The 22,588-nt window shown below is 71.1% G+C and carries 19 protein-coding genes and 1 pseudogene; 11 read left to right on the top strand and 9 right to left on the bottom strand.

From position 1 onward, the window contains the following. Nucleotides 1–31: 31 nt before the first annotated feature. A complete protein-coding gene (locus tag HB662_RS00420) occupies nt 32–463 on the bottom strand; it encodes a nucleoside deaminase (protein WP_168047517.1) in 432 nt (143 codons plus the stop codon). 110 nt (nt 464–573) lie between these two features. Here HB662_RS00420 and HB662_RS00415 point away from each other — a divergent pair, with 110 nt between their 5' ends. The 6 genes and pseudogenes from HB662_RS00415 to HB662_RS00390 all read left to right on the top strand — a co-directional run bounded on the left by HB662_RS00415 (nt 574) and on the right by HB662_RS00390 (nt 5,996). After that, entirely contained in the window at nt 574–1,290 is a 717-nt protein-coding gene (locus HB662_RS00415) for a gamma-glutamyl-gamma-aminobutyrate hydrolase family protein (protein WP_168046069.1), read from the top strand. Further along, nucleotides 1,287–2,081, top strand: a pseudogene (locus HB662_RS00410) (pseudouridine synthase); the annotation flags it as partial. The gene HB662_RS00415 and the pseudogene HB662_RS00410, both read left to right, overlap by 4 nt. Nucleotides 2,082–2,229: 148 nt before the next feature. Next, on the top strand, nt 2,230–2,799 hold the full coding sequence (rsmD, locus tag HB662_RS00405; RefSeq protein WP_342449411.1) for a 16S rRNA (guanine(966)-N(2))-methyltransferase RsmD: 570 nt from the start codon (nt 2,230–2,232) through the stop codon (nt 2,797–2,799). 53 nt (nt 2,800–2,852) lie between these two features. After that, nucleotides 2,853–3,566 (top strand): sulfotransferase family protein, encoded by a 714-nt coding sequence (locus tag HB662_RS00400; RefSeq protein WP_168046063.1) that lies wholly within the window; start codon nt 2,853–2,855, stop codon nt 3,564–3,566. Nucleotides 3,567–3,666: 100 nt separating this feature from the next. Beyond that, nucleotides 3,667–4,431 (top strand): EAL domain-containing protein, encoded by a 765-nt coding sequence (locus HB662_RS00395; RefSeq protein WP_168046061.1) that lies wholly within the window; start codon nt 3,667–3,669, stop codon nt 4,429–4,431. A gap of 86 nt (nt 4,432–4,517) precedes the next feature. Continuing rightward, nucleotides 4,518–5,996, top strand: coding sequence for a methyl-accepting chemotaxis protein (locus tag HB662_RS00390; RefSeq protein ID WP_168046059.1), 1,479 nt, complete (start codon nt 4,518–4,520; stop codon nt 5,994–5,996). 123 nt (nt 5,997–6,119) lie between these two features. Here the strand turns inward: HB662_RS00390 and HB662_RS00385 are convergent, their stop codons facing one another. After that, nucleotides 6,120–7,475 (bottom strand): glycosyltransferase, encoded by a 1,356-nt coding sequence (locus tag HB662_RS00385; RefSeq protein ID WP_171970196.1) that lies wholly within the window; start codon nt 7,473–7,475, stop codon nt 6,120–6,122. A gap of 214 nt (nt 7,476–7,689) precedes the next feature. On the opposite strand from HB662_RS00385, the gene HB662_RS00380 reads away from it, so the two are divergent. Further along, nucleotides 7,690–9,147: a mannose-1-phosphate guanylyltransferase/mannose-6-phosphate isomerase gene (locus HB662_RS00380; RefSeq protein ID WP_280863880.1), complete on the top strand. Its 1,458-nt coding sequence runs from the start codon at nt 7,690–7,692 to the stop codon at nt 9,145–9,147. 40 nt (nt 9,148–9,187) lie between these two features. Then, on the top strand, nt 9,188–11,380 hold the full coding sequence (locus HB662_RS00375) for a glycosyltransferase (RefSeq protein WP_168046057.1): 2,193 nt from the start codon (nt 9,188–9,190) through the stop codon (nt 11,378–11,380). Here HB662_RS00375 and HB662_RS00370 read toward each other — a convergent pair. Continuing rightward, nucleotides 11,358–12,041, bottom strand: coding sequence for a PEP-CTERM sorting domain-containing protein (locus HB662_RS00370; protein WP_209443049.1), 684 nt, complete (start codon nt 12,039–12,041; stop codon nt 11,358–11,360). The two genes, HB662_RS00375 and HB662_RS00370, sit on opposite strands and share 23 nt — an antisense overlap. A gap of 147 nt (nt 12,042–12,188) precedes the next feature. Continuing rightward, entirely contained in the window at nt 12,189–13,460 is a 1,272-nt protein-coding gene (gene purD / locus HB662_RS00365) for a phosphoribosylamine--glycine ligase (RefSeq protein WP_168046055.1), read from the bottom strand. Nucleotides 13,461–13,514: 54 nt separating this feature from the next. Between purD and xseA the strand changes: the two genes are divergently transcribed. The 3 genes from xseA to HB662_RS00350 are packed head-to-tail and all read left to right on the top strand — an operon-like array spanning nt 13,515 to nt 16,545. Next, entirely contained in the window at nt 13,515–14,981 is a 1,467-nt protein-coding gene (gene xseA / locus HB662_RS00360) for an exodeoxyribonuclease VII large subunit (protein ID WP_168046053.1), read from the top strand. Continuing rightward, nucleotides 14,978–15,799, top strand: a complete 822-nt coding sequence (locus tag HB662_RS00355) for a M23 family metallopeptidase (protein WP_168046051.1) — start codon at nt 14,978–14,980, stop codon at nt 15,797–15,799. Before xseA ends, HB662_RS00355 begins: the two co-directional genes overlap by 4 nt. Further along, the gene (locus tag HB662_RS00350) at nt 15,796–16,545 is read left to right on the top strand and encodes an SDR family NAD(P)-dependent oxidoreductase (RefSeq protein ID WP_168046049.1); all 750 of its coding nucleotides are present in this window, start codon (nt 15,796–15,798) and stop codon (nt 16,543–16,545) included. Before HB662_RS00355 ends, HB662_RS00350 begins: the two co-directional genes overlap by 4 nt. A gap of 118 nt (nt 16,546–16,663) precedes the next feature. Here HB662_RS00350 and HB662_RS00345 read toward each other — a convergent pair whose 3' ends face one another. From HB662_RS00345 to HB662_RS00325, 5 genes are all read right to left on the bottom strand, one after another. Continuing rightward, nucleotides 16,664–17,695 (bottom strand): amino acid ABC transporter substrate-binding protein, encoded by a 1,032-nt coding sequence (locus HB662_RS00345; protein ID WP_168046047.1) that lies wholly within the window; start codon nt 17,693–17,695, stop codon nt 16,664–16,666. A gap of 62 nt (nt 17,696–17,757) precedes the next feature. Continuing rightward, the gene (locus HB662_RS00340) at nt 17,758–18,951 is read right to left on the bottom strand and encodes an MFS transporter (protein ID WP_168046045.1); all 1,194 of its coding nucleotides are present in this window, start codon (nt 18,949–18,951) and stop codon (nt 17,758–17,760) included. A 296-nt stretch (nt 18,952–19,247) separates the two neighbouring features. Beyond that, the gene (locus HB662_RS00335; RefSeq protein ID WP_168046043.1) at nt 19,248–20,888 is read right to left on the bottom strand and encodes an acyl-CoA synthetase; all 1,641 of its coding nucleotides are present in this window, start codon (nt 20,886–20,888) and stop codon (nt 19,248–19,250) included. Nucleotides 20,889–20,952: 64 nt separating this feature from the next. Further along, a complete protein-coding gene (locus tag HB662_RS00330; protein WP_168046041.1) occupies nt 20,953–21,759 on the bottom strand; it encodes an enoyl-CoA hydratase in 807 nt (268 codons plus the stop codon). 99 nt (nt 21,760–21,858) lie between these two features. Then, nucleotides 21,859–22,482 carry a hypothetical protein gene (locus HB662_RS00325; RefSeq protein WP_168046039.1) on the bottom strand — a complete coding sequence of 208 codons (624 nt, stop codon included), beginning with the start codon at nt 22,480–22,482 and terminating at the stop codon, nt 21,859–21,861. Between the last annotated feature and the right edge of the window lie 106 nt (nt 22,483–22,588).

The following is a 22,588-nucleotide window of genomic DNA, read 5'->3' as shown; positions in this document are numbered from 1 at the left end:
GTGATCGGCCGCGATCACCGGGATCTGGATGCTACCGCAGCCCCGCGAAGAATTCCCGCAGCAGGGCGGCTGCCTCACCCTCCCGCACCCCGCCCACCACTTCCGGGACGTGGTGGCAGGTGGGCTGGCTGAAGATGCGGGGGCCGTGCTCCACGCCGCCGCCCTTCGGGTCATAGGCACCGAAGACCAGGCGCTTGACCCGGAAGAAGGCGGTGGCCTGGGCGCACATGGCGCACGGCTCCAGCGTCACCCACAGGGTCGCCTGCGGCAGCAGCTTGTCGCCGGTGGCCGCCGCGGCGGCGCGCAGCGCCAGCAGCTCGGCATGGGCAGAGGGGTCGCGGCGGGCCTCCACCTCGTTGCCCGCGCGGGCCAGCACCTGCCCGGCGGCATCCGTCACCACCGCGCCTACCGGCACCTCCCCGCGCGCGGCGGCGGCGCGGGCTTCCTGCAATGCGATCTCCATGGGCGACATGCGGCTGATTTGCCCCGGCGGGCGTGGCGGGTCGAGCGGTTTCGCCCGGATTTCGTCGCCTTCGGGCGTGCCGGGCGGCGCGGAAGTGCTATAGCGGCCGGATGAACAGACGCCCGGTCATCGGCGTGACCCTGGATGCGGAACCGGCCGGCGGCTGGTCCAAGCTGCCCTGGTACGCGCTCCGCCAGAATTATTTCGCCAGTATCATCGCGGCCGGGGGCCTGCCCGTCGCGCTGCCGCACCATCCCGAACTGGCGGTCGAGTATCTCGACGTGATCGACGGGCTGCTGGTCACCGGCGGCGCCTTCGACGTGGACCCGGCGCTGTGGGGCGGCGGTGCGCCGCATCCGAAGGTGACGCTGAAGCCGGGGCGCACGGATTTCGAACTCGCCGCGACGCGCGCGGCCCTGAACCGGGACCTGCCGGTGCTCGGCATCTGCGGCGGCCAGCAATTGCTGGCGGTGGCGCTCGGCGGCACGCTGATCCAGCACATCCCGGACGAGGTGCCGGGCGCGCTGGCGCATGAGCAGCCGAATCCGCGGACGGAGCCTGGGCACCAGGTGGCGATCACGCCGGACACGCTGCTGGCCCGCATCGTCGGCACGCAGATGATGGCGGTGAATTCGGCGCATCACCAGGCGGTGGCGACGCCGGGGCTGGGCGCCGTGGTCAATGCCGTGGCGCCGGATGGCGTGGTGGAGGGGATCGAGCTGCCCGGCCACCGCTTCGCCCTCGGCGTGCAATGGCACCCGGAATATGCGGTGGACCCGCGCGACCCGGATATCCTTTCGGCCTTTGTCGAGGCGGCCCGCCGATGACCGACGAACCCGAGGATCTCACGCCCGAGGCCCCCGAAGCCATCGAGGACACTGGCGAGCGCGGCGAGCGCATCGCGAAGTACCTGGCGCGGGCCGGCATCGCCTCCCGCCGCGATGCGGAGAAGCTGATCGCGGAAGGCGTGGTCAAGCTGAACGGCAAGCCGGTGGATGGCCCCGCCACCTTCGTGAAGCCGGGCGACCGTGTCTCCGTCTCCGGCAAGACGGTGGCGACGGCGGAGCGCACCCGGCTGTTCCGCCACCACAAGCCGGATGGCGTGGTTACCACCCACAAGGACCCGCAGGGCCGCCCGACGGTGTTCGAGCGCCTGCCCCCGGCGATCGGCCGCGTGGTCTCGATCGGCCGGCTCGACCTGACCAGCGAGGGGCTGCTGCTGCTGACCAATGACGGCGCGCTGGCCCGCAAGCTGGAACTGCCGAGCAATGGCTGGCTGCGCCGCTACCGCGTGCGGGTGTTCGGCCATGTCGATGAGCGCGCCTTCGCGGCGCTGTCGCGCGGCGTCACCATCGAGGGCGTGGCCTATGGCCCGATCGAATGTGGGCTGGACAGCCGCCAGGGCGGCATCGCCTGGCTCACCGTCAGCCTGAAGGAAGGCAAGAACCGGGAGATCCGCCGGGTGATGGCGCATCTCGGCCTGCAGGTCACAAGGCTGATCCGCACCGCCTACGGCCCCTTCCAGCTCGGCACCCTGCCGAAGGGCGCGGTGGAGGAGGTGCATCCGAAGGTGATGCGCGAACAGCTCGGCATCGGCGAGGCCCCGGCCAAGCGCCGGCGGCGCGAGGAAGTGGCCGCCGAGGCCGCCGCCGCCGCCGCGCCGCCGGCCGACCCCTCGGCCGAACCGGCGGCACCCGTCAGCAAGCGCCCGCCCCGCCCGGGCAATATCCCGCGCGCCCGCAACGCCGAACCGCGGAGGCATGTCCGTGCTCCGACTCGTCGCCGGACTCCACCGCGGGCGTAGGCTGGCCGCGCCGCCGGGGGAAACCACGCGGCCGACCAGCGACAGGGTGCGCCAGGCGGTGTTCGACATGCTGCTGCATGCGCCCTGGGCGGATAACGGGACGGGTGAAGGTGCCGTGGAGGGCCAGCGCGTGCTGGACGCCTTCGCCGGTTCCGGCGCGCTGGGGCTGGAGGCGCTGTCGCGCGGCGCCGCCCATGCCTGCTTCCTGGAAAGCGACCGCGTGGCGCTGGCCGTGCTGCGGCAGAACGTCGTCGCGCTGAAGGAGGAAGCCCGCTGCACCGTGCTGGGCGGCGACGTGCTGCGCCCCCGTGCGGCGCCCGCCCCCTGCGGCCTGGTGCTGCTCGACCCGCCCTATGGAAGGGACCTGGTGCCGAAGGCGCTGGCCGCGCTGTCTGCCGCCGGCTGGATCGCGCCCGGCGCGCTGGTGGTGGCCGAGACGGGGCGGGAGGAGGCGCTGGAAGCCCCCGGCTTCACCGAGGTGGCGGCGCGGGAGCACGGCGCGGTGCGGGTGGCCTTCCTGCGCGCGGCCTGAGGCTGGACAGCCGGGCTTCGTTACGCTTTGCAGGCGAGGCTGCGGAGCCTGCGATGACCTACGTCCTGACGCACCACAAATGTGCCAGCGCCTGGCTGGCACGCTACCTCGGCGCCTATGCGCGGATGAACGGGCTGTCGCTGTCCGCCACGCATCTCAGCGCGCATCTGCCGGAGGATGCGGCGCAGCTCGTGCTGCTGGCCAATGCGGCCTATCCGTTCCTGGCGGGGCGCATCCCGGGCGGCATCCACATCATCCGCAATCCGCTGGACCTGGTGGTCTCCGCCTATCACTCCCATCGCAACACCCACCCGACCGAGGGCTGGCCGCAACTGGCGGCGCAGCAGGACCTGCTGCGGCGGGTGCCGGCGGAGGACGGGTTGCTGCTGACCCTGGCCTTCCTGGAACGGGCGGATTTCCACCCCGGCGCGGTCGGCCCGCTGCACGCCCTGCGGCATTGGGATTTCGACGATGCGCGCTTCGTCACGCTGCGGATGGAGGATGTGGTGCAGCGGCCGACGGAGCGCCTGGGCGGTCTGCTGAAGGCATCGCACCCCGGCCACCTGTTGCCGCCGGCGGACCAGCACAGCTTCGCTGCGGTGGCCGGGCGCCCGCCGGGGCAGGTGGACGCCGGCTCGCACTACCGTGCCGGCACCGCCGGGCAGTGGCGCAGCGAATTGCCGGACTCGGCGATCGGCTATCTGCGCGCCCATCTGGCGCCGCTGCTGCACCGCTTCTACCCGGAGACGCTGCCGGCATTTGCGTGAGGATATCCGCCCCCGCAACATTTGATCGCTGGCATTTACAACTTGGATTGGCGCGCCGCGTATCGATTGGACAACCATCGACCGACGGATTGCCGACCCCATGCCGCCAAGCGCCGCCAACTGTGCCGCCTGCAGGACCGAAGCCAGCCTGTTCCCCTTCACCATGGCCTTCCAGCCGGTGGTGGACGTGGTCGCAGGCCGAATCGTGGCGCATGAGGCGCTGGTGCGCGGACCGGCGGGGGAGGGCGCGGGTCATGTCCTCGACCAGGTCACCGACCTGAACCGCTATGCCTTCGATCAGGCCTGCCGGGTCCGCGCCATCGAGATGGCGGCGGCACTTGGCGTGGATTGCGGGCTCAACATCAATTTCCTGCCGAATGCGGTGTATGAGCCGCGTGCCTGCATCCGCCGCACCCTGGATACCGCGCGCCGCACCGGCTTTCCGCTGAACCGTTTGACCTTCGAGATCGTCGAGAGCGAGCACATCGCCGACCTGGACCACACCCGCAGCATCATCGAGGAATACCGTCGGCACGGCTTCAAGATCGCGCTGGACGATTTCGCCACCGGCTATTCCGGCCTGTCCCGCCTCGCCGAGCTGCGGCCGGACGTCATCAAGCTGGACCGGGCCCTGGTGCAAGGCTGCGACCGGGACCGCGTCCGCCTGGCCATCATCGCCGCGCTGGTGGGGCTGGGGGCGGAACTGGACATCGAGGTGGTGGCCGAGGGCGTGGAACAGCCGGGGGAGGTCGTCGCTCTGCGCGACACCGGGCTTCGCTTCATGCAGGGCTTCCTGTTCGCGCGGCCGGTGCTGGAGGGGCTGGCGAAGCCGGAGGATGTGCTGGCGCCGCTGCGGCACGGCTGATCGAGGATTCGGCAGCAGCACAAAGGATCGGGTAACCGAACTGAACTAGATGTGATTCCGGGCAATGATGCCGGGGACAGCATCCGATGTTTGGCTACCAGAATAGGAAGGCGCGCGTAGCTGGTCTTGATGGCGGGGCACTCGATGTGCTGCGCACCAATGTGATGCTGGCTGATACCGACCTGAACATCACCTACATGAATGCCAGCGCGACCGCGCTGATGCGGGAGGCGGAAGCCGACCTGCGGAAGGAATTGCCGCATTTCAGCATGGCCCGGCTGGTCGGCAGCAACATCGACATCTTTCACAAGAAGCCGGCGCATCAGCGCCAGATGCTTGCCGCGCTGAAGGCGCCGCACGCGGCCACCATCCGCATCGGGCCGCGCGCCTTCGACCTGCTGGTGACCCCGCTATGGGACGGCACCCGGCGCAGCGGCTTCGTCGTCGAATGGGCCGATGCCAAGGCGCGGCTGCTCAACCTCGACTATGCGGCGCAGCTGGCGGCCATCGACCGGTCGCAGGCGGTCATCGCCTTCACGGTGGATGGCACGGTGATCGAGGCGAATGACAACCTGCTGAAGACGATGGGCTACGGCATCGAGGAGGTGCGGGGACAGCCGCACCGGATGTTCATGGGCCAGCAATTCGACGAGGCGACCTACCAGGAGCTCTGGTCGGATTTGCGATCCGGCAAGCCGCGGATGGGGCAGTTCCGCCGCTTCGGCAAGGGCGGCCGCGAGGTCTGGCTGGAGGCGACCTACAACCCGATCCTGGATGGCGCCGGCAAGGTGGCGAAGGTGGTGAAGTTCGCCAGCGATATCACCGTGCAGGTGAAGCTGCTGACGGATCTGAAGACCATGATCGACCGCAATTTCAGCGCGATCGACCAGGCCATCGGCGAATCGACGGAGGAGGCGAGCGCCGCATCCGCCGCGGCCGACGAGACCGCAAGCAACGTGCAGCTCGTCGCCGCGGCGTCGGAGGAACTGGCCGCCTCGATCGGCGAGATCGCCCGCTCCATGGCCAATTCCCGCACCGCCACCGATGCCGCCTTCGAACAGACGGTCAGCGTGGCGCAGAGCACGGAGGCGCTGGCCAATGCGGCGCAGGCGATGACCAGCATCGTCGGCCTGATCCGCAACGTCGCCAGCCAGATCAACCTGCTGGCGCTGAACGCGACCATCGAGGCGGCGCGTGCCGGGGAGGCCGGGAAGGGCTTCGCCGTGGTGGCCAGCGAGGTGAAGAACCTGGCGGTGCAGGCGGCGGCGGCGACGCAGCAGATCTCCGGCGAGATCGACGGCATCCAGGCCACCTCCGCCGCCGTGGCCAGCGCGCTCGGCACGATCCGCGACGCCGTCACGACGGTGCGGGAAAGCGTGACGCAGACCGCGGCGGCGGTGGAGGAGCAATCCGTGGTGACGCGCAGCATGTCCGGCAACATGCATGGCGCCTCCACCGCCGTGACCACCGTCTCCACCAGCGTCGGCGGCATTTCGGCGGCGGTGCTGCGGGCGGCGGAGGCGGTGGCGACCACGCGCCGGGCGGCGGAAGTGCTGGTGCGTTAGCAGGCTTGGGTGAGGGGGCTGCGAAAACCGGAGGTCGTTCAGACGCTTGCACTTCCCCCTGACCCAACCCTCTTCCCCAGAAGAAGTGGGGGAGAGGGCTTTCAGAGCGAATTTCTCAGCCCGCTACGGGTTCAGCGTGATGCCGATGCGGGCGTACATCTCAGCCAGCCGCCGGCCGTAATGCGCCCCGTCGAACAGCGCCGCTTGGCCCGGCCCCTTGCCGGAAAGCGCCGCACGAAGTTCGGCATCGCCGTCCAGCGCCTGGATCGCCTCCGCCATCGCGCGCGTGTCGTAAGGGTCTACCGTCAGCGCCGCATCGCCCACCACTTCCGGCAGGGAGGATGTGTTGCTGGTCATCACCGGGGTGCCGAGCAGCATCGCCTCCAGCGCCGGCAGGCCGAAGCCCTCATACAACGAGGGGAACAGCAGGGCGCGGGCGCCGCGCACCAGGCTGACCAGCAGGCGGAACGGCGCATAATCCAGCAGGATGACGCGGTCGCGCAGCTTGCGGGTCAGCGCCTGCACGCCGTCGAAGGGGCCGGGGTCGGCCATGACGCGCTGGTCGTCCTCGTAGATCAGGCCGAGCTCCTGGCGCATCTGCCAGGCCTGCTTGCCGCAGATCACCAGCGGCTTGGTGCTGCCGGAGGCGAGGTAGGCCTCGATCAGCCGGCCGACATTCTTCTTCGGCTCGATCGCGCCGAAGAACAGCCAGTACTCGCCCCATTCCAGCCCGAAGGCGCCCTTCACCTCGGCGCGGGCCAGGTTCTCCGGCTTGCGGGCCAGGCGGTCCGGGATTTCCACGGATTGGTAGGTGTTGGAGATCTTCTCCGCCGGCACGCCGAGCAGGTTGATGATGTCCCGCTTCGAGGCCTCGCTGACCGTCACGATATGGTCGGCATGGGCGGCGATGGCGCGGCAGGTGCCGAGGTAGCGGCGCTTCACGTCCAGCGTGGCATACGGCATCCGCAGCGGCACCAGGTCGTGGATGGTGTAGATGTTCTTCGTGCCCTCCACCCGCAGCGGCAGCGGGTAGGTCCAGTGCATCACGTCCTGCTGGTCCGGCAGCTTCACCCGGCCCATCTTGTTCTTCAGGCCGAAGCTCTGCACCGCGGCGCGGAACAGCTCCGGCGCATTCCACAGCGTGTCCGCATGCGGCAGCCGCGCCTCCAGCCCCTGCCGGATGACGCGGTCGGTCAGCGGCACGCGCTTCGCTTCCTCGCCATAGGACAGCTTCACGCCATGGATGGCATCGTCGATGGCGCGCTTCAGCCAATGCGGCGGCCGGGGCCGCGCATCGTAGAGGGTGACCTCGCGCAGAAGCTCATCCTTGCCGGTGGAGCCGCGCTGGCCGTATAGCACGCCGACCTCCGCCCCCAGGGCGCCCAGCCGATGCGACAGGTTGCGGGCGTAGGTCGCCACGCCCGTCCCCTGGTCCAGCGCCAGGTTGTAGCCGTCGATCGCGATCCGTGGCTTCGACACCGGTCACCCTTTCCTGTCGCACCGCGCCGCCCTGCCGGGGCAAGGCGGGCCCGCGGGGGTTAAGCGACCTGCGGCGGCGGCCGTCAACCTCCGGCCGCCGCACCGCGCGCCCCGGGCCGGGCGACACGCGATGACACGGAGCCACCTTGCCTTCGCCTTTCTTTTTCCCACCCCCTGCGACATACCCCCGGGCATGCCCGGAAATGACCGCCCCATGCCCATGAGTGCGATGCAGGCCCACACCACGGACGCCCCGCGGGATGCGATCGTCCCCGTCATCCTGTGTGGCGGCACCGGCAGCCGGCTCTGGCCGCTTTCGCGCGAAGGCTATCCCAAGCAGTTCTGGCCGCTGGTCTCGGCCGGCACCATGTTGCAGGAAACCGCGGAGCGCGCTCGCGGCCCCGGCTTCGCCGCCCCCGTGGTGGTCTGCGGCGAGGCGCATCGCTTCCTGGTGGCCGAACAGCTGCGCGAAGCCGGCATCGAGGGATCGCGCATCATCCTGGAGCCGGAGGCGCGCAACAGCGCCGCCGCCATCGCCGCCGCCGCCGTGCTGATCGGCGAGGAAGCCCCCGGCGTCACCCTCTGGATCATGGCTGCCGACGCCGCGGTGCAGGATGTGCCGGCGCTGCTCCGCGCGCTGGGCGCCGCGGCCGCGGCCGCCGCCGCCGGCCGCATCGCCACCTTCGGCATCCGGCCCACGGTGCCGGAGACCGGCTATGGCTACATCGAGGCCGGCGCCGCGCTGCAGGGCGTGGAAGGCGCGCTGGAGATCGCCCGCTTCGTCGAGAAGCCGGATGCGGCGACCGCCGCGCGCTTCCTGGCCGGCGGCCGGCATCTGTGGAACAGCGGCATGTTCGTCGCCTCCACCGCCACGCTGCTGGCCGAGCTCGAGGCGCATGCGCCGGATGTGCTGCGCGCCGCCCGTGGCGCCGTGGCCGAGGGCACGCGGGACCTCGGCTTCGTCCGCCTCGGCGCCGGCTTCGCCCAGGCGCCTTCCGTGTCGATCGACACGGCGGTGATGGAACGCACCAGCCTGGCCGCCGTGGTGCCCTGCGATCCGGGCTGGTCCGATGTCGGCAACTGGTCCTCGCTGTGGGACATCGCGCCGAAGGATGCCGAGGGCAACGCGACCAGCGGCCCGGTCGCCCTGCTCGGCGCGCGGCGCTGCTTCGTGCGGTCCGAGGGCATTCTCAGCGCCGTGGTCGGGCTGGAGGATGTGGTGCTGGTGGTGACGGATGACGCGGTGCTGGCCTGCCACCGCGACCGCGCCCAGGACGTGAAGAAGATGGTCGAGCAGCTCAAGGCCACCGGCCGCCGCGAAGCCACGGAACACCGCCGCGTCTACCGCCCCTGGGGTGCCTATGAGGGCGTGGCGCTCGGCAACCGCTTCCAGGTCAAGAAGATTTCCGTCCGGCCGGGCCGCAAGCTGTCGCTGCAGAAGCACTATCACCGGGCCGAGCATTGGGTGGTCGTCGCCGGCACCGCCATGGTGGAACGCGACGGGGAACGGATCCTGCTGCGGGAGAATGAGAGCGTCTACCTGCCGCTAGGCTGCGTCCACCGGCTGGAGAATCCGGGGATGATCCCGCTGACGCTGATCGAGGTGCAGTCCGGGTCCTATCTCGGCGAGGATGACATCGTGCGGCTCGAGGACAATTACGGCCGGGCCTGATGTGATGTAGACCGGGGGCGACGGAACAGGGTCGTCTGGCATGGATGGTGTGCGGCGGAGCGAAGGTGCGGGCGTGCTGGGGGAGGCGGATCGCCGGCGCGATGCGCGCGACTGGCGCGGCGCCGCCGAAGGCTACGCCGCCTGGCTGGCGCAGCACCCGGATGACTGGGGCATCTGGGTCCAGCACGGCCATTGCCTGAAGGAACAGGGCGACCCGCTCGCCGCCGTCGCCTCCTACCGCCAGGCTGAACGTGGGCTGGCGGAGGATGCGGACCTGCAGATCCAGATCGGCCACGCCCTGAAGCGTGCCGGCGACCGTGCCGGGGCGCGCGCCGCCTATGCCCGCGCGCTGGACCTGACGCCCGACAGCGACCTCGCCTGGCGTGAGGTCGCGACGCTGCTGGCCGAGGGTGGACTGGCGGAGGCGGCGGCGGAGGAAGGTGCCGGGCTGACCCTGCTCGGCGACCTGTCCGTGGTCTTCGACCTGTCCGACCTGCTGTCCTGGTTCGGCGGCAACCGGGCGCCATCCGGCATTCAGCGCGTGCAGATGGAGATCGTCGGCCCGGCGCTGCGGCCCGGCGGCGCGGCGTCCACCGTGCTGCTGGCGGTGTTCGATGCCGAGGCCGGCCTGTGGCGCGCCTTGCCGCGGGAGATCTTCCTGCGCCTGGCCAGCCTGGCACGGGCCGGCGCCGACCCGCTGGACCCGGCATGGCGGGAGGCCGTGGGCCTGGCGCGGGAGGCGGTGGCGGCGGCGCCGGAACTGGTCTTCCCGCAGGGCGCCTGGCTGGTGAATCTCGGCTCCTCCTGGTGGCTGCGCGACTACAACCTGGCGCTGCGCGCGGCGAAGGCGCGGCATGGCCTGCGCTACGCCGCCCTGGTGCATGATTGCGGACCGCTGGTGGTGCCGGAGCACAATGCGCCGGCGATGGTGGCGGAGTTCGCCCGCTGGTTCGCCGGCCTCGGCGCCCATGCCGACCTGCTGCTGGCGGTTTCCGAGGCGACGCGGAAGGACATCGAGGCGCTGCGCGCGAAGCTGCTGCCCGGCCTGCCGGCGCCGCCCGTCTCCGTGCTGCGGCTGGATGCCCAGCCGGTGCGCGTGCCGCCGGCGCCGCGGCCGCATCCCGGCATCGCGGCACTCGCCGGGCGGCCCTATGCGCTGTTCGTCGGCACGCTGGAATCGCGCAAGAACCACCTGTTCGTGCTGAACGCCTGGCTGGCGCTGACCCGCAAGCACGGCGCGGCGGCGCTGCCGCTGCTGGTGCTGGTCGGGCGCCCTGGCTACCTCTCCGATCCCGCCTTGGCCCTGCTGCGCAACGCCCCGGCCTTGCGGGACGGGGTGCGGCTGCTGGTGGATGTGCCGGATTCGGCCCTGGCCGGGCTGTATGAGGGCGCGCTGTTCACCCTGTACAACTCCTTCCATGAAGGCTGGGGCCTGCCGGTGACGGAGGCGCTGTCGCATGGCAAGGCGGTGCTGGCGCCGGACCATAGCGGGCTGCTGGAGGCGGGGCTCGGCCTGGCCCTGCATTTCCGCCACCAGAGCGAGCCGGATTTCCTTGAGGCGGTGGAGCGCCTGACCTTCGACGCCGCCTACCGCCACGCGCAGGAGTCCAAGGTGCGGGCCGGGCTGCAGTTGCGCGCCTGGAAACAGGTGACGGAGGACCTGCTCGGCCGCCTGTCTGCCGACGCACCCGCCGAAGGCCCGCCGGGCCCGGCCTCCCCCCTGGCTCCGCCGTTGGGCACCCTGCACCGTCTGGCCGAGATCGCGGCCCCGTTGCCCAGCCCGGAAATGGCCCTCGCCGACCTGCTGCGCGCAGGCGAGGGGTGGCACGGCGCGGAGGAATGGGGCTGCTGGACGCGCCCCGGCCGCGCGCTGCTGCGCCTGCCGCTTCCCGCCTCCGCCGAGGGCGTGCTGCGCCTGCACCTGATGCTGCGCGGGCCGGCCCGGGCGCAGCGCGTGACGCTTGCCATGCCGGGGTCCGGGCCGGGGGCAGAGCCGCTGGTGATGGAGCTGGCCGCCGATTCGCGTGCCGTGGCGGCACTGGAGGTGCCGGCGGGCGCCGGCCGCGTGCTGGAACTCGCCATCGAGGCGGATGCCGCGCCAGAAAGCGCCGACCCGGCAGCGCGGGAGGTGGGCGTCGGCGTGGTGTCCGTGATGGCCTGCGCGGCGCAGGATCTGGCCGCGCGGCTGGCCTATCTGGAACGCCAGCGCTTCATCTGGCCCGAGCCGGTCTGACCCACCGCCGCAGCGCGGCGAGGCCGGCCAGACCGAGTCCGAACAGCGCCAGGGAGGCCGGCTCCGGCACCGCGACCACCGGGGCGGGGTCGGGAATGCGCGTCGCGGTCAGCTGGCCGCTGAAGCTGCAGGCGCCGGTCCAGCCGCAGGGACCGCCGCGATCCGTGTTGTATCGGCCGGAAACCGCGCCGTCGGCGCCGAGCACCAGTCGCGCGTCGGATTCGCTGTTGTTGTAGGTGATGCTGCCGGTCGGGAACACGGATCCCGCCGCGCCCGCCAGCAGGAAGTTGTAGTACTGGCCGTTCCCCGGATTGGCATTCGGCGTCAGGAACTGCGCCAGCCCGCCAATCAGCGCCGAGCCCCGGTCGAAGGTCGCGAAGAACAGGTCCAGCAATCCCGGGGGCGCTGGCGCGATGGGCGCACCGACCGGGTGCCGGTTGTTGTCTGCGCTCAGGCGGTAGCCGCCGCCGACGATCCGGTCCTCCAGGATGAACTGGCCGACCGTCAGCACGTCGTTCGGACCGCCTGGGTGGGGGCCGATGTGGGTGGCGACGGTCGGCCCGGCTTGCTCGAAACCGAAGATGATCGCGGCCGAGGCGGGCGGCGGCGCAAGCGTCGCACTCATCAGCAGAGCCAGGCCGGCCGCCAGCGCGTTCCGCATGGGTCTTTCCCCCGCCAGCGCACCTTGCGGCAACATGTGTTGCCCGCCGCGGGAGCGTGACGGAACGCTTTTACCAAAGGCGCAGTCCCGGCCCCAACCACGGGACGCTTGGCGGGTGTTCACATTCCGGCGTTTACCAGCGCGGGCTCAGCCCAGGGCGCGCCAGCCGATATCGCGGCGCGCGAAGCCTTCCGGCCAGTCGACCGCGTCCACCGCCGCATAGGCGGCATCCCGCGCGGCTGCCAGGCTGGCCCCGCGGCCCTGCACCGCCAGCACGCGGCCGCCGGCGGCGCGGATGGTGCCGGCTTCGTCGCGGGCGGTGCCGGCGTGGAACACCAGCACGCCGGGGATGGCCGAGGCTGCCTCCAGCCCGCGGATTTCCGTGCCGCGGCGCGGGGTGCCGGGGTAGCCCTCGGCGGCCAGGATCACCACCAGGCTATGCGCGGCGTCCCAGTCCAGCGTCTGGCCGGCCAGGCTGCCGGTGGCGGCGGCGTGCAGCACGGGCAGCAGGTCCGACCGCAGCAGGGGCAGCAGCGTCTCGCATTCCGGGTCGCCGAAGCGGACGTTGTATTCGATCAGCTTCGGGCCGGTGGCGGTCAGCATCAGCCCGGCGAAAAGCACGCCGCGGAAGGGGGTGCCGCGGCCGGCCATTTCGTCCAGCGTTGGGCGGATGAAGCGGGCCATCACCTCCTCCCGCAGCGCATCCGTGAAGGCGGGGGCGGGGCTGTAGGCGCCCATGCCGCCGGTGTTCGGGCCGGTATCGCCATCGCCGACGCGCTTGTGGTCCTGCGCCGCGCCGAAGGCCAGCGCTTCCGTGCCATCGCACAGGGCAAAGAACGAGACTTCCTCGCCTTCCAGAAACTCCTCGATCACCACGGCGGCGCCGGCGCTGCCATGGATGCGGTCCTCCATGATGGCGGCGATGGCCGATTCGGCTTCCTCCACGGTCATCGCCACCACCACGCCCTTGCCGGCGGCCAGGCCATCCGCCTTCACCACGATCGGCGCGCCCTTCTGCGCCAGATAGGCGCGGGCGGCGGCGGCATCCTCGAAGCGGGCCCAGGCGGCGGTGGGCACCCCGGCGGCATCCGCCACCTGCTTGCAGAAGGCCTTGCTGCCCTCGAGCTGCGCGGCGGCGGCGGAAGGGCCGAAGCAGGGGATGCCGGCGGCGGCGCAGGCATCGGCGAGGCCGAGTGTCAGCGGCGCCTCCGGCCCCGCCACCACCAGGTCCACGGCATTGGCCTGGGCGAAGGTGGCCAGCGCCGCGATATCCTCCACCCCGATCGGCACGCATTCCGCCACCGCGGCGATGCCCGGGTTGCCGGGCGCGCACCACAGCTTGCCCAGCTTCGGCGAGCGGGCGATGGCCCAGCACAGCGCATGTTCCCGGCCGCCGCCGCCCACCACCAGCACCCGCATCACGATCTCTCCGCCCGGCTTCGCGCTGGCGGCCCCTTAGCATAGGGTCCGCGCATGGACACGACGCCCGCCGCCCCGACCAGTAATGTTCCCGAATACGCAGTCTCCGAGATTGCCGGCGCCGTCCGCCGCACGCTGGAAGGCGCCTTCGGCCGCGTCCGCGTGCGGGGCGAGGTCTGCGAGGCCAAGCGCTACCCCTCCGGCCACTGGTACCTCTCGCTGAAGGATGAGAATGCCAAGCTGGAATCGGTGATCTGGAAGACCACCGTGCCGCGGCTGGCGATCCAGCCGGAGAATGGCGTGGAGGTGATCGCGACGGGGCGCATCACCACCTATGCCGACCGCTCCAAATATCAGCTGGTGATCGACCGCCTGGAATTCGCCGGCGAGGGCGCGCTGCTGGCGCGCATCGAGATGCTGCGGAAGAAGCTGCTGGCGGAAGGCCTGTTCGAGGAGGACCGCAAGCGCGCCCTGCCGCGGCTGCCGGTGGTGATCGGCGTGGTCAGCAGCGAGGCCGGCGCGGTGATCCAGGACATCCGCACCACCATTTCGCGGCGATTCCCGCGCCGCGTGATCCTGTGGCCGGTGCCCGTGCAGGGGCAGGGGGCGGCCGAGAAGATCGCCGCCGCCATCGCCGGCTTCAACGCGCTGCCCCTGGGTGGGGCGATCCCCCGCCCGGACGTGATCATCGTGGCGCGCGGCGGCGGCAGCCTGGAAGACCTGATGGCCTTCAACGAGGAGGTGGTGGTGCGCGCCGCCGCCACCTCCGCCATCCCGCTGATCTCCGCCGTGGGGCATGAGACGGACACCACGCTGATCGACTTCGCCTCCGACCGCCGCGCGCCGACGCCCACCGCGGCGGCGGAGATGGCGGTGCCGGCGCGGGCCGATCTGATGGCCGACCTGTCACAGCGGGAGGCACGGCTGCGCGGCGCCATGGTGCGGCAGTTGCGGGCGGCGGAGACCGTGCTGCTGCGGCTGGAGCGCCGCCTGCCGGATGTGCCGGCGCGTGTGACGGATCTGCGTCGCCGGCTGGACGAGGCGGAGGAAGGATTGGCCCCCGCCCTCGTCGCCTTCGTGCGGCGGCGGCATGAGGCGCTGGCCCGGCTGCCGATGCCGCATCCCCGTGCCGGCATCGCCGCCCGCCGCGCGACGCTCGCCCTGCTGGAGGGCCGCAAGGGCGCCGCCTTCGCGCGGCTGGCGCAACGTGCCCAGGGCGCCCGCGCGTTGCAGGCCTTTTCCGCCGCGCCGCTGGCCGCGCTGATGCGGGAGAAGGCGGCGAAACTGGCCGGGCTGTCGGCGCGGCTGGAGGCCGGGTCCTACCAATCCGTGCTGGCGCGTGGCTTCTCGTTGGTCCGCGACGCGCAGGGCCAGGCGCTGACCCGCGCCGCGCAGGTGGCACCTGGCGCGAAACTCTCGATCGCCTTCGCCGATGGGGATGTGTCCGCCACGGCGGAGGGCGAGGCGCCCCGCCGAACCCGCACGGCCAAGACCCCACCAGCGCAGGAGACCCTGCTTTGATCGCTCGTCGTCTGATGCTCGCCGCGCCGGCTCTTCTGCTGGCCTGCGCCCGCCGTGCCACGGCCCAGCCCATCACCTGGAACGGCGTGCCCGCCCAGGGCGGGCTGCTGCGTGGCCAGGCGGCGCCCGGCACGCGCATGACGCTGGATGGCAGGCCGCTGCGCGTGGCGCCGGGCGGGGAGTTCGCCATGGGCTTCAGCCGCGACCATGACGACAGCGCCACCCTGGCCATCATCCACCCCGATGGGCGGCGGGAGGAACGGCGCCTGCCGGTGGCGAAGCGGGATTGGGACATCCAGCGCATCACCGGCCTGCCCGGCGGCATGGTCAGCCCGGATGCGGCGGCGCTGCGCCGCATCACCCGCGAACGCGCGCTGCTGGCCGCGGCGCGGGCGGTGGACAGCGCGGGCACGGGATTCATGGCGGAGATGGCCTGGCCGGCGCGCGGGCGCATCAGCGGCATCTTCGGCAGCCAGCGAATCCTGAACGGCCAGCCGCGCCAGCCGCATTACGGGCTGGATGTGGCCGCCCCCACCGGCACGCCGATCCAGGCCGCATTGCCGGGGCGGGTTTCGCTGTCCGGCGATTACTTCTTCTTCGGCCAGGTGCTGGTGGTGGACCACGGGCATGGGGTGAACACGCTGTATGCGCATCTGTCGGAGCGCATCGCGCGCGATGGCCAGATGGTGGAGAAGGGCGAGCGGATCGCGCTGATGGGCGCGACCGGCCGCGTCACCGGGCCGCATCTGCATTTCTCGCTGTCCTGGTACCAGACCTTCCTGGACCCGCAGCCGTTGCTACCGGCGCAGCAGGGATGACCGGCTTCGCGCGCTACCCCTCCCTCGCCCACCGCGTGGTGCTGGTCACCGGCGGCGCCTCCGGCATCGGGGCGGAGGTCGTGGCGGCATTCGCCGGGCAGGATGCGCGCGTGGCCTTCCTGGATTTCGACGATGCCGGCGGCCAGCGCGTGGCGCGGCAGACCGGGGCGCTGTTCATCCATTGCGACCTGCGCGACATCGCCGCGCTGCGGGCCGCCATCGACCATGTGGCGCTGACCTTTGGCGCCGTGCAGGTGCTGGTGAACAACGCCGCGCGCGACGACCGGCACGCGATGGAAAGCGTCGAGCCCGACTACTGGGACGAGCGCATGGCGACCAACCTGCGCCACATGTTCTTCTGCGCCCAGGCCGTGGCGCCGGACATGCGCAAGGCCGGTGCGGGGTCCATCATCAACATGGGCAGCGTCAGCTGGATGGGCGCGCAGGGCGGCATGCCCGCCTACACCGCGGCGAAATCCGCCGTGCGGGGCCTGACCCGCGGCCTGGCGCGCGACCTCGGCACGGATGGCATCAGGGTGAACGAGGTGGTGCCGGGCTGGGTGTTCACCGAGCGGCAGGAGGCCCTGTGGGCGACGCCGGAGGGGGTGGAACGCCACCTGCAGAAGCAATGCCTGAAGCGCAAGGTGATGCCGCCCGACATCGCGCGGATGGTGCTGTGGCTGGCCGCCGATGACAGCGCGATGGTGACGGCGCAGCATTTCGTGGTGGATGGCGGCGGGATCTGAACCCCGCCGCCCGCCCCGCCCTGCACCTGAGGGGGTTCAACCTGTGGCCGCCAGAGGCGGCCGAGGCGCCGAATGGCGCCCGCCGCACCTGCGGCGAGCCCCGCGGCGCCCGAGCGGTCTATCTCAAGGGCAGCGCGTAGATCAGGCCGCCGCCGGTCCATAGCCGGTTCGGGCCGCGCGGCAGGTTGACCGGCGTGCTCGGGCCGAAATGCCGGTCGTAGATCTCGCCGTAATTGCCCAGCGTGCGGACGATGTTGTAGGCCCAGGCCGGGTCCAGCTTCAGCGACTGGCCGAGTTCCGGCGTCACGCCCAGCAGGCGGCGGGTGTTCGGGTTCACGCTGGTGCGGCGCATCTCCTCCGCATTGGCGCGCGTCACGCCCTGTTCCTCCGCCTCGATGACGGCATAGGTGTACCAGCGCACCAGGTCGAACCACTCATCGTCGCCGCGGCGGATATAGGCGCCGTAGGGCTCCTTGGAGAACCGCTCCTCCAGGATGGTCCAGTCATTGGGCCGCGGCATGGAGGACCTGACGCCCGCGAGCTGCGAGGCATCCGTGCCGAAGGCATCGCAGCGGCCGGCCTGCAGCGCGGCGCTCGCCTGGTCCGTGCGCTCATACAGCACCGGGCTGAAGGGCACGTTGATGGAACGGAAGTAATCCGCCGTCACCTGCTCGTTCGTCGTGCCCTGGATCAGGCAGATGGTGGCGCCGCGCATCTCCGCCACCTTGGAGACGCCGAGGTTGTTGCGCACCATGAAGCCGTGGCCATCGTAGAAATAGGTCACCGCATGGCGTAGGCCGAGCGTGGTGTCGCGCAGCATCGTTTGCGTCGAGGTGCGGAACAGCACATCGACCTCGCCCGAGCCCAGCGCCGTGAAGCGGGTGGAGGAGGACAGCGCGACGAAGCGCACCTTGGCAGGATCGTTGAAGATCGCCACCGCGACGCCGCGGCAGAGATCCACATCCATGCCCTGCCATTCGCCGCGGCTGTCCGGCAGCGCGAAGCCGGCGACGCCCGTGTGGATGCCGCAGACCAGCAGGCCGCGCGCGCGGATCGCATCCAGCGTCGGGCCGGCCGCGGCCGGTGCAGGTTGGAAGAAGGTCGCGCAAACGGCGACAACCGCGGCCGCAAGGCCCCGTGCCCAAGACATTTTTGAAGCCCCTGTTTGATTGCCGAGGCCGAATGGTCTCGCAGCCTGCCGGGGCCTGTCAATCAGGCAGCTTGCACCGCACCCGCCGGACGCAGGATGGAGGAGGCGGCGAGCCAAAGCAGCAGCGCCGCCGCCGCCACGCCACCGAGCACCAGGAAGGCGGCGCCATAGCCGTAATGCTGCGCCACCAGCCCGCCCAGCGTGGCGCTCAGCGCCGCGCCCACGCCCTGCAGCGTCATCACCGCGGCAAGGCCCGCCGTGACATGGCCGCTGCCATCGAGGATGCGGGAAACCAGGCCCGGCACCGCGACGCCCAGCATGCCCGCGCCGACACCATCCAGCATCTGTACCGGCACCAGCACCAGCGGATGCACCACGAAGCCCGCCAGCATGCCACGCAGCGGCAAGGCGGCGAGCGCGAGGACGAACACCACCCAATAGCCGCGCCGCGTCGCCAGCCGGGCGGCGAGCAGTGCCATCGGAATCATCGTCACCTGCGCCAGGATCACCGTGGCGGCGGTGTAGCCGGCCGGGTCCACCGTCGGGTCGCGCGCCACCATCGCCTGGCCGAGCAGCGGCAGCATCGCGGCATTGGCCAGGTGGAACAGCATCAGCGTGATTGCCAGCAGCAGCAGCGCGTGGGTGCCGAACAGGGTGGGCAGCAAGGGCTCCGGCGCCTTGGCCGTCAGGCCGCGCGCGGCGGCGTGGTCGATCTCGCCCGGGCGGATCAGCAGCACGGCCAGCACGGCGCCCAGCGCCATGACCGCCATCAGCACGAAGACCGCGACCAGCCCGAACCACCAGCCGAACAACCCGGCCAGCGCGGCGGCGGAGGCATTGCCGGCGTGGTTGAACGCCTCGTTGCGGCCGAGTTGATGCGCGTAGCCCTTCTGGCGCACCAGGCCGAGGGTGATGGCGGCGATGCAGGGCACCACCAGCGCGCCGCCGATGCCCGCCACCGCCTGCGCCACCGCCGTCACGGCGAACAGTGGGGCGAAGTAGTTGATGGTGCAGGCTGCGATGATGGCGATCGCGGCGATGACGATGAGCGCGCGCTTGTGCCGGGTGGCATCGACCAGCAGGCCGAGTGGCGTGGTCGCCGCCATGCCGGCAATGCCGCCCAGCGTCATCACCAGGCCGATCGCCGCCGGTTGCCAGCCCTGTTGCTGCAGGAACACGCCGAGGAAGGGGCCGAGCCCGTCCCGCACATCGGCCATGAAGAAGTTCAGCGCGTTGAGCGCGGTGATGGAGGACATGGGCGGCAGCGGATCCTTGCGCAGGCGTTATGCACATCGCGCCGCAACCACAGGGGTTTCACCTGCGGACAAAGAAAAACCCCGGCGGATCGCTCCGCCGGGGCCTTTGCATGGATCCTGTGGCGTTGCCGCCTTGAGCCTAGTGACTCGCCGCCGCAGTGGCGGTGGCGATGATCCAGGCCGCGGAACGGACGCCCGCATTGATACCATGAGACACTGGATCACCTCCTTTCGGTTGTTGAAGACTGCCAGGATGATGGGGAGGCGCCGCGGGATGTGCAAGCATAGATTCGCAGTCAGACGCTGCCTTCCCGCGCCTGGGCCCGCAGTACATGCTTCTGGATCTTGCCGGTGCTGGTCTTCGGCAGTTCCGCGAACACCACGTGGCGCGGCACCTTGAAGCTGGCGAGCCTGCCCTTGCACCAGGCGATGAGATCCTCCGCCGTTGCCGCGGCGCCCGGCTTCAGCTCGATGAAGGCGCAGGGCGTCTCGCCCCATTTCTCGTCCGGCCTTGCCACCACGGCGGCCACCGCAACGGCCGGGTGCTTGTACAGCGCGTCCTCGACCTCGATGGAGGAGATGTTCTCCCCGCCCGAGATGATGATGTCCTTGGAACGGTCCTTGAGCTGGATGTAGCCATCCGGGAAGGTCACGGCGAGGTCGCCGGTGTGGAACCAGCCGCCGGCGAAGGCCTTCTGCGTCGCGGCCTCGTCCTTGAGGTAGCCCTTCATCACCACGTTGCCGCGCATCATCACCTCGCCCATCGAGGTGCCGTCGGCCGGGATCGGTGCCATGCTGTCGGGGTCCATCACGGCCAGGCCCTCCAGCGCGATGTAGCGCACGCCCTGGCGCGCCATCAGCGCGGCCTGTTCCTGCGCCGGCTTCGCGTCCCAGGCGTGGTTCCATTCATTCACCACCGATGGGCCGTAGCATTCGGTCAGGCCATAGACATGGCAGACGGCGAAACCGGATTCCTTCATCGCGCCGAGGACCGCCTCCGGCGGTGGGGCGCCGGCGGTGACGAACTGCACCTGGTGGGCCAGCGGCTTCTTCTCGGCTTCGGCGGTCGCCAGCAGCGTCGCCATGACGATCGGCGCGCCGCACATATGCGTCACGCCCTCCGCCGCCATCAGCGCCCACATGGCGTTGCCGCGCACCGCGCGCAGGCAGACATGCGTGCCGGCCTGCGCCGTGATGGACCAGGGGAAGCACCAGCCATTGCAATGGAACATCGGCAGCGTCCAGAGATAGACCGGATGCTTGCCGATGCCGGCGGACAGCATGTTGCCGACGGCCAGCAACTGCGCGCCGCGATGGTGATAGACCACGCCCTTCGGCCGCCCCGTGGTGCCGGAGGTGTAGTTCAGCGAGATCGCGTCCCACTCATCGCCCGGCAGCGGCCAGGCGAAATCCGGGCTGCCCTCCGCGATCAGCGATTCATAGTCGATGGCACCTTCCAGCCGGTTGGCGCGCGCCGCGTCGCTGGCCTCGGGGTCATTCACCTCCACCAGCAGCGGCTTCACCTGGCATTGCTCCAGCGCCATGCGCGCCAGCGGCACGAATTCGCGGTCCACCACAAGCACCTTCGCCTCACCATGGTCGAGGCAATAGGCGATGGTCGCGGCATCCAGCCGCGTGTTCAGCGTGTTCAGCACGGCGCCCGACATCGGCACGCCGTAGTGGCATTCCAGCATCTCCGGGATGTTCGGCAACAGCGCCGCCACCGTATCCCCCCGCACCACGCCGCGGCGGGCCAGTGCATCGGCCAGCGCGACGCAGCGGGCGCGCAGGTCGCGGTAGTTGCGGCGCACGGCGCCATGCACCACGGCGGTGTGGTCGGGGAAGGTGGTGGCCGCGCGTTCCAGGAACAGCAGCGGCGTCAGCGGCTGGTGGTTGGCGGGCGTGCGGGGCAGCGCGTCGTAGTCGGTGGCAGCCATTCCTGGATATCCTCGGGCGAATTCTTGGGCGCCGTGCTTCTGGAGCGCCGGGTGCCGGGTGGTCTCAGCGGTCCTGCCAGACGGGGCTGCGCTTGGCCAGGAAGGCGCCGATGCCTTCCTCCGCATCCGCCGCCAGCAGGTTGTCGGTCATCACCGCCGCGCAATGGGCATAGGCCTGGTCCAGCGGCAGGTTGCGCTGGCGGTGGAAGGCCGCCTTGCCGAGCCGCACGGTATGCGCGGACCGCGCGGCGATCTGCTCCGCCAGCGCCGTCGTCGCCTCGGTCAGCTGGGCCGCCGGCACCACGCGGTTGACCAGGCCGATGCGCTGGGCTTCCGCGGCCGGCACCATCTGGCCGGTCAGCAGCATTTCCAGCGCCGGCTTGGCCGGCACGGCGCGGGACAGGGCAACGGCCGGGGTCGAGCAGAACAGGCCGATATCGACGCCGGGCGTGCAGAACTTCGCCGCCTCGCTCGCCACCGCCAGGTCGCAGCTCGCGACCAGCTGGCAGCCGGCGGCGGTGGCGATGCCCTGCACCTCCGCGATCACAGGCTGGGGCAAGGCCACGATCGTCTGCATCACGGCGGCGCAGCGCTGCATCGCGGCCGTGTAGAAGCCGCGGCCGGCATCCTCGTCGTTGCGATGGGCCGTTATCTCCCGCAGGTCATGGCCGGCGCAGAACACCGGTCCACCGGCGGCGAGCACGACGACGCGGACCGCGTCATCCTGCGCGATTTCCTCCAGCGCATGCAGCAGCGCGCCGAGCATGGCGAAGGACAGGGCGTTGCGGCTGTCCGGGCGGTTCAGCGTCAGCCGGGTGGCGCCGGCCGCGCTGTCCTGCCGCAGCAGCAGGGGGGTGGTGCCATCCGGCATCTTACGGGCTTCCCTTTCTGGCCAATCCGGTCCGCAGCCTGCGCCGGGGGCGGGCGGCCGTGCAACTGCCCGGCGTGGGAGGGCGCATCATCGCTCCTCTCATCGCCCCACCAGGCGGGCAGCGAGCGGCGCCGGGTCGAAGCTTTTCTCGATCATCTGCTGAGCTGCCACCAGGTGGAAGCGCAGCGCGCCGCGGATGGCCGGCGTTTCGCCACGCCGCTGGTCGGGGTGGATCGGCAGGGTGGCCATCAGCGGCGGCTCGCAGCGCATCGGCAGGCGGTCGGCGCCCGCCGGCGGTGCCACCTGCTGCGCCAGCAGATGGGCCTCCAGCGTTTCCGCCACCGAATCGAGATCGGCCCGTTCCTCCGGCGGGGCCGGCGCTTCGCGCAAACCCTGGCGGCCGAGGGCCGCCAGCGCCGCGGCCAGCGCCGGCTCCGCGCCCGTGGCATGCGGCCGCAGCCAGCCCTCGGCCACCGCGAGGATGTCGAGCGTCGCGCCGGCCAGGGTCTGCCAGCGGCAATGCGCCAGCGCCGCCTGGAATTCGGCATCCTCGAACAGCATCCGCTCGCCCCGGCCAGCCTTGACCTTGCAGTAATCATAGAGCGGCTTCTGCGCCAGGAAGGCCGCCTGGCGGGCCAGGAAGTCGCCGAATTCGGCAGGATCGGCGCTGAGCGGCCGAGCAAGGAGAGGCCGAGGAAAGTGGCGCGTGAGCCACGATAGCATTGCGTTCTTGCCTCCCGATCGGCAACGATATTGCGTGACGATTCCGGCCCATGCTAGCCGAAGGATCGCATACGATCGCAACCCGGAGCGATCAGAACAGCCGGGG

Source organism: Falsiroseomonas frigidaquae (assembly GCF_012163145.1).
In the GTDB taxonomy this organism is placed as follows: Bacteria; Pseudomonadota; Alphaproteobacteria; order Acetobacterales; family Acetobacteraceae; genus Falsiroseomonas; species Falsiroseomonas frigidaquae.
This window is presented reverse-complemented; position numbering and strand designations above follow the sequence as displayed.

Bases quoted from the DNA above. Each gene is read 5' to 3' on its own strand.
- HB662_RS00415 (WP_168046069.1), top strand. From the start codon at position 574: ATGAACAGACGCCCGGTCATCGGCGTGACCCTGGATGCGGAACCGGCC.
- HB662_RS00345 (WP_168046047.1), bottom strand. From the start codon at position 17,695: ATGTCTTGGGCACGGGGCCTTGCGGCCGCGGTTGTCGCCGTTTGCGCG.
- HB662_RS00325 (WP_168046039.1), bottom strand. From the start codon at position 22,482: ATGCTATCGTGGCTCACGCGCCACTTTCCTCGGCCTCTCCTTGCTCGG.
- xseA (WP_168046053.1), top strand. From the start codon at position 13,515: ATGGACACGACGCCCGCCGCCCCGACCAGTAATGTTCCCGAATACGCA.
- HB662_RS00335 (WP_168046043.1), bottom strand. From the start codon at position 20,888: ATGGCTGCCACCGACTACGACGCGCTGCCCCGCACGCCCGCCAACCAC.
- HB662_RS00395 (WP_168046061.1), top strand. From the start codon at position 3,667: ATGCCGCCAAGCGCCGCCAACTGTGCCGCCTGCAGGACCGAAGCCAGC.
- HB662_RS00420 (WP_168047517.1), bottom strand. From the start codon at position 463: ATGGAGATCGCATTGCAGGAAGCCCGCGCCGCCGCCGCGCGCGGGGAG.
- purD (WP_168046055.1), bottom strand. From the start codon at position 13,460: ATGCGGGTGCTGGTGGTGGGCGGCGGCGGCCGGGAACATGCGCTGTGC.
- HB662_RS00350 (WP_168046049.1), top strand. From the start codon at position 15,796: ATGACCGGCTTCGCGCGCTACCCCTCCCTCGCCCACCGCGTGGTGCTG.
- HB662_RS00375 (WP_168046057.1), top strand. From the start codon at position 9,188: ATGGATGGTGTGCGGCGGAGCGAAGGTGCGGGCGTGCTGGGGGAGGCG.
- HB662_RS00390 (WP_168046059.1), top strand. From the start codon at position 4,518: ATGTTTGGCTACCAGAATAGGAAGGCGCGCGTAGCTGGTCTTGATGGC.
- HB662_RS00340 (WP_168046045.1), bottom strand. From the start codon at position 18,951: ATGTCCTCCATCACCGCGCTCAACGCGCTGAACTTCTTCATGGCCGAT.
- HB662_RS00400 (WP_168046063.1), top strand. From the start codon at position 2,853: ATGACCTACGTCCTGACGCACCACAAATGTGCCAGCGCCTGGCTGGCA.
- HB662_RS00380 (WP_280863880.1), top strand. From the start codon at position 7,690: ATGCCCATGAGTGCGATGCAGGCCCACACCACGGACGCCCCGCGGGAT.
- HB662_RS00330 (WP_168046041.1), bottom strand. From the start codon at position 21,759: ATGCCGGATGGCACCACCCCCCTGCTGCTGCGGCAGGACAGCGCGGCC.
- HB662_RS00370 (WP_209443049.1), bottom strand. From the start codon at position 12,041: ATGCGGAACGCGCTGGCGGCCGGCCTGGCTCTGCTGATGAGTGCGACG.